This window comes from Plantibacter sp. 2H11-2 (genome assembly GCF_050031945.1).
Lineage (GTDB): Bacteria > Actinomycetota > Actinomycetes > Actinomycetales > Microbacteriaceae > Plantibacter > Plantibacter auratus.
This window is the reverse complement of sequence record NZ_JBNBBL010000005.1, coordinates 1-13648: the sequence shown is the minus strand read 5'-3', so window position 1 is coordinate 13648 and position 13648 is coordinate 1. Positions and strand designations below refer to the sequence as shown.

Annotated in this window: 17 protein-coding genes; 4 read left to right on the top strand and 13 right to left on the bottom strand. The window is 70.5% G+C overall.

Features of this window, described 5'->3' with window-relative positions; all coding sequences use genetic code 11:
* Positions 1-187: 187 nt before the first annotated feature.
* Complete coding sequence (locus ACQG07_RS11225) at positions 188-988, top strand: isocitrate lyase/PEP mutase family protein (RefSeq protein WP_426738340.1); 801 nt, start codon at positions 188-190, stop codon at positions 986-988.
* 99 nt (positions 989-1087) lie between these two features.
* Here ACQG07_RS11225 and ACQG07_RS11220 read toward each other — a convergent pair whose 3' ends face one another.
* From ACQG07_RS11220 to ACQG07_RS11195, 6 genes are read right to left on the bottom strand one after another with little or no spacing between them, the layout of a single operon-like run.
* A complete protein-coding gene (locus ACQG07_RS11220) occupies positions 1088-1954 on the bottom strand; it encodes a prenyltransferase (RefSeq protein ID WP_064297137.1) in 867 nt (288 codons plus the stop codon).
* Entirely contained in the window at positions 1951-2331 is a 381-nt protein-coding gene (locus tag ACQG07_RS11215; protein WP_192019291.1) for a lycopene cyclase, read from the bottom strand. The genes ACQG07_RS11220 and ACQG07_RS11215 overlap by 4 nt, the downstream gene beginning before the upstream one ends.
* Complete coding sequence (locus ACQG07_RS11210; protein ID WP_426738339.1) at positions 2328-2681, bottom strand: lycopene cyclase domain-containing protein; 354 nt, start codon at positions 2679-2681, stop codon at positions 2328-2330. Before ACQG07_RS11210 ends, ACQG07_RS11215 begins: the two co-directional genes overlap by 4 nt.
* Positions 2681-4261 (bottom strand): phytoene desaturase family protein, encoded by a 1581-nt coding sequence (crtI, locus tag ACQG07_RS11205; RefSeq protein WP_426738338.1) that lies wholly within the window; start codon positions 4259-4261, stop codon positions 2681-2683. The genes ACQG07_RS11210 and crtI overlap by 1 nt, the downstream gene beginning before the upstream one ends.
* Positions 4258-5226, bottom strand: a complete 969-nt coding sequence (locus ACQG07_RS11200; RefSeq protein ID WP_426738337.1) for a phytoene/squalene synthase family protein — start codon at positions 5224-5226, stop codon at positions 4258-4260. Before ACQG07_RS11200 ends, crtI begins: the two co-directional genes overlap by 4 nt.
* Entirely contained in the window at positions 5223-6296 is a 1074-nt protein-coding gene (locus tag ACQG07_RS11195; protein WP_124768556.1) for a polyprenyl synthetase family protein, read from the bottom strand. The genes ACQG07_RS11200 and ACQG07_RS11195 overlap by 4 nt, the downstream gene beginning before the upstream one ends.
* An 85-nt stretch (positions 6297-6381) precedes the next feature.
* Between ACQG07_RS11195 and idi the strand changes: the two genes are divergently transcribed.
* Positions 6382-6927 carry an isopentenyl-diphosphate Delta-isomerase gene (idi, locus tag ACQG07_RS11190; protein WP_426738336.1) on the top strand — a complete coding sequence of 182 codons (546 nt, stop codon included), beginning with the start codon at positions 6382-6384 and terminating at the stop codon, positions 6925-6927.
* A gap of 57 nt (positions 6928-6984) precedes the next feature.
* Here the strand turns inward: idi and ACQG07_RS11185 are convergent, their stop codons facing one another.
* Positions 6985-7422 carry a DUF1905 domain-containing protein gene (locus ACQG07_RS11185; RefSeq protein WP_426738335.1) on the bottom strand — a complete coding sequence of 146 codons (438 nt, stop codon included), beginning with the start codon at positions 7420-7422 and terminating at the stop codon, positions 6985-6987.
* Positions 7419-8369 carry an EamA family transporter gene (locus ACQG07_RS11180; RefSeq protein WP_426738334.1) on the bottom strand — a complete coding sequence of 317 codons (951 nt, stop codon included), beginning with the start codon at positions 8367-8369 and terminating at the stop codon, positions 7419-7421. Before ACQG07_RS11180 ends, ACQG07_RS11185 begins: the two co-directional genes overlap by 4 nt.
* A 45-nt stretch (positions 8370-8414) precedes the next feature.
* Between ACQG07_RS11180 and ACQG07_RS11175 the strand changes: the two genes are divergently transcribed.
* Positions 8415-8900, top strand: coding sequence for a MarR family winged helix-turn-helix transcriptional regulator (locus ACQG07_RS11175; RefSeq protein ID WP_124768553.1), 486 nt, complete (start codon positions 8415-8417; stop codon positions 8898-8900).
* A 24-nt stretch (positions 8901-8924) separates the two neighbouring features.
* On the opposite strand, the gene ACQG07_RS11170 is transcribed toward ACQG07_RS11175, so the two are convergent.
* Both ACQG07_RS11170 and dcd read right to left on the bottom strand, forming a co-directional pair.
* The gene (locus ACQG07_RS11170; protein ID WP_071261813.1) at positions 8925-9452 is read right to left on the bottom strand and encodes a hypothetical protein; all 528 of its coding nucleotides are present in this window, start codon (positions 9450-9452) and stop codon (positions 8925-8927) included.
* A gap of 63 nt (positions 9453-9515) precedes the next feature.
* Positions 9516-10106, bottom strand: coding sequence for a dCTP deaminase (dcd, locus tag ACQG07_RS11165; protein WP_056009122.1), 591 nt, complete (start codon positions 10104-10106; stop codon positions 9516-9518).
* 137 nt (positions 10107-10243) lie between these two features.
* Here dcd and ACQG07_RS11160 point away from each other — a divergent pair, with 137 nt between their 5' ends.
* Complete coding sequence (locus ACQG07_RS11160; RefSeq protein WP_411557773.1) at positions 10244-10993, top strand: type 1 glutamine amidotransferase; 750 nt, start codon at positions 10244-10246, stop codon at positions 10991-10993.
* 90 nt (positions 10994-11083) lie between these two features.
* Here ACQG07_RS11160 and ACQG07_RS11155 read toward each other — a convergent pair whose 3' ends face one another.
* The 3 genes from ACQG07_RS11155 to ACQG07_RS11145 form a co-directional block, all read right to left on the bottom strand.
* On the bottom strand, positions 11084-11248 hold the full coding sequence (locus ACQG07_RS11155; protein WP_162852292.1) for a hypothetical protein: 165 nt from the start codon (positions 11246-11248) through the stop codon (positions 11084-11086).
* 352 nt (positions 11249-11600) lie between these two features.
* Positions 11601-11777: a hypothetical protein gene (locus ACQG07_RS11150; RefSeq protein ID WP_159453388.1), complete on the bottom strand. Its 177-nt coding sequence runs from the start codon at positions 11775-11777 to the stop codon at positions 11601-11603.
* Positions 11778-11881: 104 nt separating this feature from the next.
* Positions 11882-13417 carry a carboxylesterase/lipase family protein gene (locus ACQG07_RS11145; RefSeq protein WP_426738333.1) on the bottom strand — a complete coding sequence of 512 codons (1536 nt, stop codon included), beginning with the start codon at positions 13415-13417 and terminating at the stop codon, positions 11882-11884.
* Positions 13418-13648 lie beyond the last annotated feature (231 nt).

The window sequence follows — 13648 nt, the reverse complement described above, 5'->3', positions numbered from 1 at the left end:
CCACCAATGATACGCACGGCATCCTGCCCGCCCGGTCCACCGGCGGCGTGGGATGACGCGCGGACCGCCCTCGTCTTGCGTCACGGGAGCGGCCCACACGAGCCGGGAACCGCAGCCAACCCGAACGTTGCCTGAATTCTCGACGCTTGTCGGCCGGGCGGCCGACGTCCGCTGACAGACTGCGGAGATGACCGATCAGCATGCCAAAGCCGTCCTCCTCAACTCCCTCCACGAGCCGGGTTCCCCGCTCATCGTCACCAACGTCTGGGACGCCATCACCGCGAAGGTCGTCTCCGAAGCCCCCGGCGTCGTCGCCCTCGCCTCGGCGAGCCACTCGGTGTCGAACGTCCGCGGGCTCGAAGACGGCGGCGGCCTCGACGTCGACGAGGCGATCGCCGCCGCGAAGATCATCGTGGGCGCCGTCGACCTGCCGGTGACGATCGACTTCGAGAAGGGCTACGCCTCCGACGCGGCCGGGGTTCGCGAGAACGTCCGCCGCCTCATCGTCGAGTCGGGTGCCGTCGGCATCAACCTCGAGGACTCCGTCGGTGCCGCGAAGGCCCCGCAGTTCCCGATCGAGGAGGCCGCGGCCCGCGTCGCCGCCGCTCGGGCCGGAGCCGAGGACGCGGGCATCCCGCTCGTCATCAACGCCCGGGTCGACACGCTCGCCGGCGACCCCGAGGCGTGGGACGAGGCCGTCGCCCGCGCCAACGCCTACCTCAAGGCCGGTGCGGACGTCGTCTTCTTCCTCGGGCTCGGTACGGAGGAGCTCGTCGCCAAGGCGATCGAGCAGGTGCACGGACGCATCTCCGTCATCGGCTACCCCGGCGCGGTTCCGCTCAAGCGCCTCGCCGAACTCGGCGTCTCACGCGTCAGCTTCGGCCCCGGCACGCTCGGCCTGGCCCTCGCCGCCCTCCAGCGCGCGGCGACCGGCCTCACCGAGCTCGGCGAGTACCCCGAGGACCTCGGCTTCTCCTTCGAGCTCTGAGCCTCGACTGACGAACCGTTCTCAGGAGTTCCCGGGCGTAGCGCCAAGTGACCTCGGCGGCGCGCCCGGGAACTCCTGAGACAGGGTCGCGGGTTCCGGTCAGGACGTCAGGAACCAGTACCAGATGATGAGCATCGTGATGAGGAAGCCCGTCAGGAAGTTGAGGCGGAGGAACCGCTTCCACCCCGCGTTGGCCCGCTCGGCGTCCTCCTCGCGGAGGTTCCAGAACGGCAGCACACTCGCGGCGTAGGGCAGCGCGAGCAGGCCGGCCAGCGGGATGGGCCACGGGGTCACGAGCATGAGCGCTCCACCGGCCAGGTAGGCGACGAAGGCGAACCGGACGGTCGCCGCCGCACCGATCACCGTCGCGATCGAGCCGATCCCGCCCTCCCGGTCGGCGATGATGTCCTGCACCGCACCGAAGGCGTGGCTGGCGATCCCCCAGAGGAAGTAGCCGACGAGCAGCGCCCAGAGCGCGGGCGTGAAGACCGCACCGGCGAGGACGAGGCCGTAGACCGCCGGGCTCACGAAGTGCGTGCTCGAGGTGAGCGAGTCGATGAACGGCCGCTCCTTGAACCGCAGGCCGGGTGCGCTGTATGCGATGAGCGCGAACACGCTGATCGCGAGGACGAGCCACGACAGCGGCGACCCGATGACGACGAGGTAGACGAGGAACGGGACGTTCGTCACGATCGCCGCGAAGATCGTCAGCCGGTGCATCCGGCGGTCCAGGACCGCGCCCTCGACGCCGCCCTTGCGCGGGTTCCGCAGGTCGGACTCGTAGTCGAAGACATCGTTGATGCCGTACATCGCGAGGTTGTACGGGATGAGGAAGTACAGCGTCCCGAGCCAGAAGGTGAGGTCGAGCTCGCGCGTGGTCAGCAGGTACGCCGCTGCGAACGGGTACGCGGTGTTGATCCACGACAGCGGTCGGGAGGACAGCACGAGCTGGCCGAGTCGGTTCATGCCGGGTCCTCCTGGGACGGGGATGGGGAGACGGGAGCAGGGGTTCGGCGCTCGAGGAGCACCCAGAGCGACGGGAGCAGGACGGCCGCGGCGATGGCGTAGGCGAAGTCCTCGAGGGGCGCGATGCCGATGAAGGCGCCGGAGATGAGTGCGGGGTCGTAGCCGACGAGCCCGATGCCGATCATGATGTTGTCGAACAGCGCGGTCATGAGCAGGAGGACGACGAGCCCACCGCCCACCGCGAGCAGCCAGGTGCCCGCCGTCAGACCGGTGGATCGCGGTCCGCTTGCACGACGGCGATCGAGCCGCACGACCGCGAGCAGCGCGACGACCGCCACGACGGTGAGGAACCATGCGTTGAGGGCCCAGTAGGTCACTGTCCGCTCACCTCGGCGGCGCCGGTCGTCCGGCGGGACACCCGGCCGAGCGTGTGTCGCGCCGCACCGAACAGGTTCATCGTGAGGTAGCAGAGCAGTGTCAGGAAGAAGACCTCCTCGATCGGCAGCTCGGGCGCGACCTGCAGCCCGGTCATGAACGAGGTCTCACCACGGAAGAAGATGCCGGTGCCGATACCGAGCAGGTCCCACACGAGGAAGAACACGACGCCGATCGGCAGGATGATCGCGGCCCGCCGTCGGTCGGCCCAGAAGAACAGCCGGAACCGCCGGTCGAGCATGACCATCCCGGTGATCGAGACGAGCAGCGCCAGCAGGTACAGCAGACCCATCAGCCGGTCGCCTCGGCGCGCGCGCGCAACGGCTCCGCCATCGGGCCGGTGGTGATGTCGCCGCGCATGCGCTTCACGACGAGCTCCGCGCTGATGAGGCACATCGGCAGACCGATGCCCGGGATGGTGGAGCCACCGGTGTAGAACAGGCCGTCGACCTTCTTGCTGACGTTGCCGCTCCGGAACATCGCGCTCTGCGAGAGGATGTGCGCCGGCCCGAGGGCGGTGCCCTTCCAGACGTTGAGGTCGGTCGCGAAGTCGGCCGGTCCGACGTCGCGACGCACCACGATGCGCTCGGCGAGGTCGGGGACGCCGGCCCACTCGGCGATCTGCGCGATGGCGGCGTCGCCGATCTCCGCGACCCGGGCGTCTCCACCGCCACCGATGGACGGATCGGCCGGGACCGGCACCAGGATGAACAGGTTCTCGTGGCCGTCCGGTGCGACGCCCGCATCGGTCGCGCTCGGACGGCAGACGTACAGCGACGCGGGGTCGGGCACGCTCGTCTCCTCGCCGAAGATGCGGCCGAAGTTGTCGCGCCAGTCGGCCGTGAAGAACAGGCTGTGGTGCAGGAGCTCCGGGAGCTCGCCACGGACGCCGAGCATGACGAGCACGGCTCCGGGACCGGCGGTGCGCTTCTCCCAGTACTCGGCCGGGTAGGTCTGGAGTTGGCGGGGAAGCAGCGTCGTCTCGGTGTGGTGCAGGTCGGCGGCGGACACGACGCGGTCGGCGCGGAGCAGCTGCCGACGACCGTCGGCGTCGAGGTAGTTGACGCCGTCGACCCTGGCTCGGCGGCCGGCGGCCATCGTGGTGATGCCGGTGACCTCGGCGCCCGTGATGATCTCCACACCCTCGGCGCGGGCGAGCTCGGCGATCGTGTCGATGATCCGCGAGAAGCCGCCCTGCGGGTAGAGCACGCCGTCCTCGAGGTCGAGGTAGCTCATGAGGTGGTACATGCTCGGCGCTTCGAAGGGCGAGGAGCCGAGGAACACGGCCGGGTAGCCGAGGATCTGCTGCAACCGGACGTCGGAGACGGTGCGCGCGGCCAGGGTGTCGAGGTCCTCCGTGAGGAGCTTCGCGAGCTTCGGCATCCGGGCGAGGACCTCACGGCTCGCGAGCGTCCGGTACGACTCGAACGTCGTGTACAGGAAGCTCCGGATGGCGATCTCGTACGTCTCCTTCGCGCTGCGGAGGTACTCGTCCATCTTCGCGCCGGCACCGGGCTCCACCGACTCGAACAGGGCGAGGTTGCCGGCCCGGTCGGCGGCGAGGTCGAGGTGCCCGTCGCGGCCCTCCGAGTAGACGCGGTAGGCCGGGTCGAGTCGCCCGAGGTCGAGCTGCTCGGCGGCAGAGGTGCCGAGGAGGCGGTAGAAGTGGTCGAAGACCTCCGGCATGAGGTACCAGCTCGGGCCGGTGTCGAAGGTGAAGCCGTCCTGCTCCCAGGTGCCGGCGCGGCCGCCGAGCACCTCGCGTCGTTCGAGCAGCGTGACCCGCTGGCCGTCGCGGGCGAGGAGGGCTGCGGTGGCGAGACCGCTGATGCCGCCGCCGATGACGACGGTCCGGTTGTGGGAGGTGGTCATGACTGCGAACTCTCGTCGATCGTCGGGATGGAGACGGTGGTACCGGTCGTGGCCGGTGTGCGACCGGCGAGCGCGCCGGCGGCGATGCGGAGCTTGACCGGGTCGGGCACCCGGACACGCGTGCGGACGAGCGCCGAGGCCGGCGTCGTCCGGATGCGTCGGGCGAGTTCCGAGAAGAGCTCCTGGGCGAGGGCGACCGCGCGACGGCTCGACTTCGGCAGCCGCCCGAGGACCGCTGCCGAGCGGTCGAGATCGGCTTCGATGTCGTCGAGCAGGCTGTGCTTCTGCGCTTCGGTGAGCTCGTCGACGGCGACACCCGGGAAGTAGCTGCGGCCGAGCTCGTCGTGATCGGCCGAGAGGTCGCGGAGGAAGTTCACCTTCTGGAAGGCGGCACCGAGACTCCTGGCGCCGACGACGAACGCGGCGCGCTGGGCGTCGTCGACCTCGTGGCCGCGCAGGAAGATCCGCAGGCACATGAGCCCGACGACCTCGGCGGAGCCGTACACGTAGTCGCGGAACGTCTCCGGCGTGTGGACGGTGCGCGAGAGGTCCGCGCGCATGGACGCGAAGAACGGACGGGTGAGGTCGGCCTCGATCCCCGCCGACCGCGCCGAGATGGCGAAGGCGTGGACGACGAGGTTGCTGCTGTACCCCGTCTCCATCGCGTCCTCGGTGTCCTGTTCAAGCGCGTCGAGCATGCGGAGGACCCGCTCGGGGTCGAGCCCGGCCGCCGCGGCCACGCCGTCGACGATCTCGTCGGCGATGCGGACGAGCGCATACACGTTCTCGACGTCCTGGCGGATGTCGCCACCCAGCAGTCTGGCCGCCAGTCCGAAGGACGTGGAGTACCGACGGATGACGATGCTGGCGGTCTCCTGCGCGACCCGGTCGTACAGCTGTCGTGCGTCGCCGACCGCCGAGGCGTCGTCGGCCGGTCGCCCGGTCCCGTCCCCTGCTGCGGTCATCGCGACCGCTCGAGCACGGTGGCGACGATCGGGCGGAGCTCGTCGCGGAGCTGCGCCGGGATGCTCGGCGAGGCCAGCTGCTCCCAGGCGCGGTTGGCGTAGTCGCCGGCCAGCAGCGTCGCGTGCTGGCGGGCGCCCGTCGTCGTGAGGACGTCGCGCAGGACGGCGGCCCCCTCCTCGTCGAGGTCCGGGTCGCCGAAGAGGTGCTCGACGGCGTGCCACTCGGGCTGCTCCGCCGCGAACGCCACCATGACCGTCAGCTTGCCCTCGCGGAGGTCGCCGATCGTCGTCTTACCGGTCGTCTTCGAGTCGCCGAAGACGCCGAGGACGTCGTCGATGATCTGGTAGGCGATACCGATCTGCTGCCCGAACGCTCCGAGCGCGTCGATCGTCGCCTCCGGAGCGCCGGCCAGGACGCCGCCCGACTGCAGGGGCGCCTCGAACGAGTAGTAGGCGGTCTTCAGGCGCTCCATGCGGATGATGTCGTCGACCGTCGGGACGACGCCGCCGACCGTGAAGTCGACGTCGGCCAGCTCGCCGGCCGCCGAGGCGGAGATCGCGTCGTCGAGGATCTCGCGCAGGCGGGTGCGGACCGCGTCGGCGCTCCCGGCCCGGTCGATCAGGCGATAGGACGCGGACAGGGCGAGGTCGCCGGCGATGACGGCGACGGACATGCCGCGGTGCTCGGCGAGCGGCAACGGGATGCCCGCGGTCTGTGCGATGTCGCGGTAGCTGCCGGAGACGTTGGGGCTGCCGCGCCGGACGAAGTCGCGGTCGATCACGTCGTCGTGGACGATCAGCGCGGTGTGCAGGAGTTCGTAGGCGGCGGCGACGTGAGCCGCGGCGACGATGTCCGTTCCACCCAGCGCCTCGTAGGCCGTCATGACCATCCGTGGGCGGAACCGCTTGCCGCCGGCCATGCTGCGCTCGATGGTCTCCCAGAGCCGCAGGTAGCCGGCGCCGCCGAACGACACCGCCTGCGTCTTCGCCAGTTCGAGGAAACGCTCGAGGGCATCCTCGACCTGATGCTGTTGTCGATAGGGCGCGTCGACGACGTGGTGGGTCTCCATATCACGAGGCTACTTCACGGAGCGGCGAGATTAGTACGCTAGCTGTCCATTCGCGTTCACCCCGATCGTCGGGGAGAATGGACGCATGTCGGTACCCGAAGAACTCGTCGTCCTGCTCGCCGAGGACGGCACCCGCATCGGCACCACGCCGAAGGCGACCGTCCACACACTGGAGACGCCGCTCCACCTCGCGTTCTCCTGCCACGTCATCGGGCCCGACGGTCGGATCCTCGTGACCCGGCGCGCTCTCTCGAAGCTCACGTGGCCGGGCGTCTGGACGAACTCGTTCTGCGGACACCCTGGCCCGGACGAGGACAGCGTGGACGCCGTGCTGCGTCGGGCGAGTGCCGAGCTCGGCCTGCCGATCTCCGCGCCGGAACTGGTGCTGCCCGACTTCCGGTATCGCGCCGTCGACGCCTCGGGTGTGGTCGAGTACGAGATCTGCCCGGTCTACGTCGCCTACACGGATGCGACACCCGAGCCGAACCCCGACGAGGTCGTGGAGTGGGCCTGGGCCGAGCCCGAATCACTCCTCGCGTCCGTCGAGCAGGCGCCCTTCGCGTTCAGCCCGTGGCTGACGCTCCAGCTGCCGCTCGTCGTGCCGCTGCTCGCGGAGTCCGCCACCCGCTGAGGCGCCCGGATCTGCACGGATCGAGCCGGCCAAACAGATTCAGGCGACTGATCGAGGTCAGGCGCCGCGGAGCGCTTCCAGGGCCGCGGCGATCCGCTTGTCGCGCGTCGCATCCGTCTTCGCCAACGCGACCGGCTCGGCCAGCGCGCGCTGTCGGCTGAACGACAGGGCTCCGTAGGCGGCGAGCGCCTGCTCGTCTCCCGCGAGCGCCGTCTCGAGCTCGGGCGGCAACGGGAACACGCGCGGTGCGTCGTCGACCTCGAGGTCCACGTCGACCTCGTCGCCTCCTGCGACCCCGGCGGCGGCGCGGTTGGCGGCGCTCAATGCGATCAGGTACCGGCCGCCCATCGGCGTGATGGTGCTGCGGTAGGTGGTCGCACCGACGGTGACGACGACGGGCACGCGCTTGCCACGGTCCAGGCCCTCGACGACGGCGTCGGGGATGAGGATGCCGGTGTTGTTGCCCTGGAGTTCGATGACGGTGCGGAATCTCATGCGCTCAGTATGGCCCGGGGCCGCCTCGCGGTGAAGACCAGGACGAGGGAGCCGGCGACGACCGCGATCCCGAGCACTTGTCCGAGGCTCAGCGCTTCGCCGAGGACCACGAGGCCTGCCAGTACGGCGACGACGGGACTGAGCAGGCCGAGGAAGGACACTGACCCGACGGGCAGCGCGGCGATGCCACGGAACCACAGGGCGTACGCGAGGGCCGTGCCGACGAGGGAGAGGTAGGCGTACCCGCCGATCGCCGCTGCGTCCGGGGCGGCCGACGGAAGTCCCTCGACGACGAGCAGCACCGGCACGAGGACGAGACCGCCGGCGACGAGCTGCCAGGCGGTCAGCGCGAGGCCGGAGACCGGTGCGCCGCTGGCCGCGGTCGGGTCGAGGTCCGGGTTCGTGCGCCGACGCGCGCCGATCCGGCGGCCGACCTCCGGTCTCCCCCACCGCTTGCTCAGCACCGATCCGAGCGACATCGAGACCGCCCCCGCGAGTGCGGCGACGACGCCGACCGCGTCGAGACGCGCGTCGGCCTGCAGCACGATGAGGGCGACGCCCAGCACCCCGGCGAACCCGGCGACGACGCGACGTACGGTCAACGCCTCCCCCACCAGCAGGCTCGCGAGCACGGCGACGAGCACGGGCCCGATCGCCCCCATGGTCGCGGCGACCCCGCCGGGCAGTCGGTAGGCGGCGAGGAAGAGGAATGCGAAGAAGGCGCCGATGTCGAGCGTGCCGAGCACGAGCGACCGCCACCACCAGCCACCGACCGGCAGGATTCGCGTGATCGCGAGGAGCAGGAGGCCCGCGGGCAGCGCCCGGAGCACGGCTGCCAGCAGCGGTCGTCCCGGCGGGAGCAGTTCGCTCGTGACGAGGTAGGTGGTCCCCCAGCTGATCGGGGCGATGGCGGTGACGGCGGCGATGCGGAGTTGATTGCTAAGCACTGAGCAAGAATAGCTCAGCGCTAAGCGAATTGCTACGCTGACTGCATGAGCACGCGCGTCGACGACATCCTGAGCCAGTGGCGGACCGAGCGACCCGATCTCGACGTCTCGCCCATGGCCGTCATCGGACGACTGTCGCGAGCGGCGACGGCGGTCGACGCCCGTCTGTCCTCGACCTTCGCCGAGCACGGTCTCGACAGCGCCTCGTTCGACGTGCTCGCCACCCTGCTCCGCGCCGGCTCACCGCACGAGCTCGCGCCGAAGGACCTCGCCCACTGGTCGATGGTGACGTCGAGCGCGATCGCCCAGCGCGTGAACAAGCTCGTCGAGCGCGGTCTCGTCACGCGCCGTCCGAGCGAGCAGGACGGGCGCGGCACGGTCGTCGCCCTCACCCCGGCCGGCAAGCGCCTCGTCGAAGCGGCCCTGCCCGATCACCTCGCCGCCGAGGAGCGTGTCCTCGACGGCTTCTCCACGGCCGAGCGCGAGCAGCTGGCGTCGTTCCTGGAGCGCCTGGCGCGCACCGACCCCTGAGTGTCGCGGTGGAGACGGATCCGCTCAGGCGATGCGGCGACCCTCGTTGTGCTCCTGCAGCCACCAGGTCACGCCCTCGTCGTCGGACACCCAGCTCTCCCAGGTGTACGAGTCCTCGGTGATGCCGCTGAAGTTCCACCGGATGAGCTTGTCGTCGTTCCGCGTGCCGTCCTGGCGGATGCCGTCGGAGCGGTGCGGCGTCGCGACGAGCTGGCAGAATTCGCCGCGCCGTGGCTCGACGTAGTTCACCCGCCAGGCGCCCATCAACCGGTCGTAGACGCGGAGAGCCGTACTGACCGTCTCCCAGCCCGACGGTTCCGCGTCGTTCGCGACGAGCTGGACGTCCTGCACGGCCCGCCCCTCGAGGATGTACGACACGATCCAGCGGAAGTCGGACTCGACCCACTCGCCACTCTCGTCGTCGAGGCGCTTCGAGTGGACGTCCCAGGACCCGACGAACTGCCCGAACCGGACCATGCGACGCGGGTAGAGCGGCGTCGGCCCGTCGGCGGTGATCGCGCGGGCGAAGTCGGGTCGCTCTGACGTGCTCATGGCGGGGCCTTTCTGCTGGTCCACCTGCCCGCCCGTCGTCGGGACGCCCGCCTCAGTCCTGCGTCAGCGCTGCGTCTCGCCGACGTCGGTCCGGTGGAAGTTCTGGAAGGAACGGGAGGCGGTGGGTCCACGCTGTCCCTGATACCTGGAACTGTACTCGCTCGAACCGTACGGGCGCTCGGCCGGTGACGTGAGCCGGAAGAAGCACATCTGACCGATCTTCATCCCCGGCCAGAGCTTGATCGGCAGCGTGGCGACGTTGCTGAGCTCGAGGGTGACGTGGCCCGTGAAGCCGGGGTCGATGAAGCCGGCGGTGGAGTGCGTGAGGAGCCCGAGACGACCGAGCGAGCTCTTGCCCTCGAGGCGTGCGGCGACGTCGTCCGGGAGGGAGACCCGCTCGTACGTGGACCCGAGGACGAACTCGCCGGGGTGCAGGATGAACGGCTCGTTCGGCAGCGTCTCGATGAGGCGCGTCAGCTCCGGCTGATCCTCCGCGGGATCGATGAAGGGGTACTTGTGGTTGTCGAAGAGCCGGAAGAAGCGATCGAGGCGCACGTCGATGGACGAGGGCTGGATCATCTCCGGCGAGTAGGGGTCGAGCGCGATGCGGGAGGCGTCGAGTTCGGCTTTGATGTCACGGTCCGAGAGCAGCACGGTGACAGTGTATCGGCCGGGAGCCCGATGCCTCGGGCCGGTGACGACGCCCGGATTCGCTACGATGCTCGCACGGCGACGACCTCCGCGACCCGGCGGAGACCGGTCGCGCCGCCCCCGCGACCTGGAGGCCTCCGATGACCAGACCGCACGTCCTCGTCCTGCAGCACGTCCCCTGGGAACGACCGGCGGTGCTCGGCGAGGTGCTGACGGCGTCGGGGATCGACTGGACGCTCGACACGATCGTCGAGCGTCGTGAGCTGCCGCCGGCGCGCGAGATCACCGGGTTCGACGGGCTCGTCCTCCTCGGCGGCCCGATGGGCGCGCTCGACGTGGAGGAGCACCCGGGTCTCGGGCTCGAAGCACAGCTCGTGCGCGATGCGGCGGTGCTCGGCATCCCGGTGTTCGGGGTCTGTCTCGGGCATCAGCTCATCGCGACGGCCCTCGGAGCCACCCTCCACTCGGCGGCCGCGCATGAGGTGGGTGTCGGCGACGTCGAGCTCCTGGCCGAGAGCGAACTCGGCATGCGGGGCGAGCGGCTGCCGGTGCTGCACTGGCATGGCGATGTAGTCGAGGCTCCGTATGGAGCGACGGTCCTCGCGTCGTCGCCGTCGACGCCGAACCAGGCGTTCCGGATCGAGGACCGGGTCTTCGCGACGCAGTTCCACCTCGAGGTCGACCCGCCGATGCTCGACCGGTGGCTCGCGGAACCGCTCATGCTCCGCGACCTGCCGTTCATCGCCGGGACCGCGGAGGAGGCGGCCGACCGCCTGCGGTCCGAGGTCGCCGCGGTGGCGGGTCCGATGCGGGAGGCCGGCGAGCGGTTGTTCGGGGCCTTCGCCGATGCGGTGCTCCGACGGACGAGCGTCGATCCGTCATTGCGGTAGGGCTCAGATCCCGCCCGGACGCACTACCCCGGACACAGCGAAGCGGCCGGCCCCCGGAGGGACCGACCGCTTCGTGGACTCGAATTCGAGTTAGAGCGCCTTACGACCCGTGATCGTCCTGATCAGGAACGCGATGATCGCGATCGCGAGCAGCACGAGGCCGACCCACAGCAGGAAGTTGAGGGACTGGACGAACCCACCGGTGATGGCGAGAACGATGGCAACGACGATGACGATGATGAGCAGGATGTTCATGGTGAAGCTCCTTTCGCAGAACTCCGTCCACCGTATGGGGGCATGACCATTCCGTCCCGGGGGTTGACATCGCTCGAAGTCGTTCCGCTACGCGCGCGGAGCGCCCCCGCGTTGCACGCCTCCACCCTCCTGCGTTTCGGCTTGCGCCAGCGCGGTGCGCTGACGCCAGCGCGGGCCACACGCGTGAGCGCGGGTCTCTGGAGGGCCGCGCCCACGCGCACGGGCCGCGCTGAAGCCTGATCCCGGGGGTTCGGACCAGCGCACCGCGCTGGCGCCGGTTCAGCACACCTCGGTCGGCAGCACCGCGCTGACCAGGGATCCCCGAGCTGAGGACAGCCCCGGGCGAGCCTCGCTAGAGGAGGCCCGGCTGGTCGGCGGGGTCGCCGTCGCCGGGCTCGGAGCCCGGGTCGTCGACCGTCGGCGCCGCCATCGGATCATCGCTCTCGGGAGCGTTGTCGGGCAGCGCTCGGGAGATCGCCTCCTGTGCGTCGCCGATCGGGTCGTCCATCTCGTCTCGTGGGTCGCTCATGCTGATTCCTTTCCTCGTGTCCCGACGGTAACGCGGGACGCCTCACAGCCACACCCCCTGGCAGAACGGCCCGGTTCGTCCTAGGAGCCGAGTGCCAGGGCCCGTCAGACCGGTGTCGATGCCGTCGTCGACGGCGCTTCCGCGAGTCGCTTCGCCGCTGCGAGCACGCGCGCACTCGCGAACGGCTCGACCGTCGGCGCCCCGGCCGCGTCGAACACCTCGATCGCTGAGGCGTCCTGATCGGACCGCGACCAGCCCGGCGACCCGTCTCGGACGAACGCCACGACCGCGCCGTGGATCCGATCAGCGAGCTCCTGCGGCGCGTGCGGGCCCGCCACCCGGGTGACGTCCGGGTCGTCGAGCACGTCGAAGATGAACGGGACGTCGAGGCAGTGCTCCGCGATCCCGCTCACCGTCGAGCGCCACACGAAGTCGGAGACCCACATCTCGGCGTCGTCCCGCAGCGCCAGCCAGCGGATGACGCGCTCACGGAACATGACGTCGCTCACGAAGCGCCCCGCGACGAGTCCCGTGCGTTCGCCGGGCTGGGTCGCGACGTACGCCTCGGCGAGCGGCTCCGGCACGCCCATCAGTTCCAGGGCACGCGTCGGCGCCACGGCGTCGAACTGGTCGAGTCGACCGGTGAAGAACCCGGCGAACTCCTCTCGGGTCGCGCTGACGAGCAACGGCTTGTCCGCGCCTCGTCCCGCGATCATGCCGGCTTCGACGGTGTCGACGACCAGCTCGCCGTCGACGATCGGGCCGAGACCGAGGCGGCCGTTCATCGTCGTCATCCCGCGGAGCACGGACTCCGGGTCGGTCGCGCCGCCGGGGACGACCTCGAAGCCTTGGGCCTCGATCAGCGTGGCCTCCGGGACGCTTGCGAAGCCGGCCAGGGTCGCGGGCGCCCCGAGGTGCTGGGCGAGTCGCCCGGTCAGGGTCTGCGCCTCGTGGAGCGGGACGTCGCCGGGGACGCCGGACACGGAGATCGCCCGCTGGAACAGGTGTTGCGCTGACGGCACCGTGAGCAGGGTCATGACGGACCCGCCGCCGGCGGACTGGCCGGCGATCGTGACCCGCTGCGGGTCGCCGCCGAACGCCGCGATGTTGTCGCGCACCCACTCGAGCGCGAGGATCCAGTCGAGGACCCCGCGGTTGGCCGGGGCGTCGGGCAGCCAGCCGAAGCCGTCGAAGCCGAGGCGGTAGGACAGCGAGACCGTGACGACGCCGTCGCGGTTGAAGGCCCGACCGTCGTACCAGGGGCTCGCGGGCGACCCGGCGATGAAGCCGCCGCCGTGGATCCACACGAGGACGGGCAGACCGGTACGGTCTGCGGCGGGTGTCGGGTCGGGCGTGAAGACGTTGACGTTGAGCGTCGAGTCGCCGGGGATCGACGGTTCCGGGATCGTCGTGATCTCGGCCAGGGCCTTCCGCTGCGGTGTCGCGCCGTAGGCGGTCGCGTCGAGGACGCCGTCCCAGGGCGCTTTGGGCTCGGGGGCCTGGAATCGTCTCGCTCCGGTCGGCGGCTCGGCGAACGGGATGCCGAGGAAGGCGACCGATCCGTCGGCGCGGCGCGTCCCGCGGACCGCTCCCGACGTCGTCTGTGCGATGGGCTGCTCTGGGCTGGAATCGGTCGTCATCGGCGGCTCCTCCGGGTACTCGGCCGCGCGCTCATCCGACGAGCGTCGCGTGGTGATGCGCCCAGTATGCCGCGTCACGCCCGAATCCCGTCCGATGTTCGGGCTTCACCCAGCCGACCCACCCGAGGCGCCAGCGCGGTGCGCTGACCCGAGCGCGCCCCGGAGCCGTGAGCGCGGGTCGCTGGAGACCCTGTCTCTTATACAAATCTCCGAGCCCACGAGACTTAATAC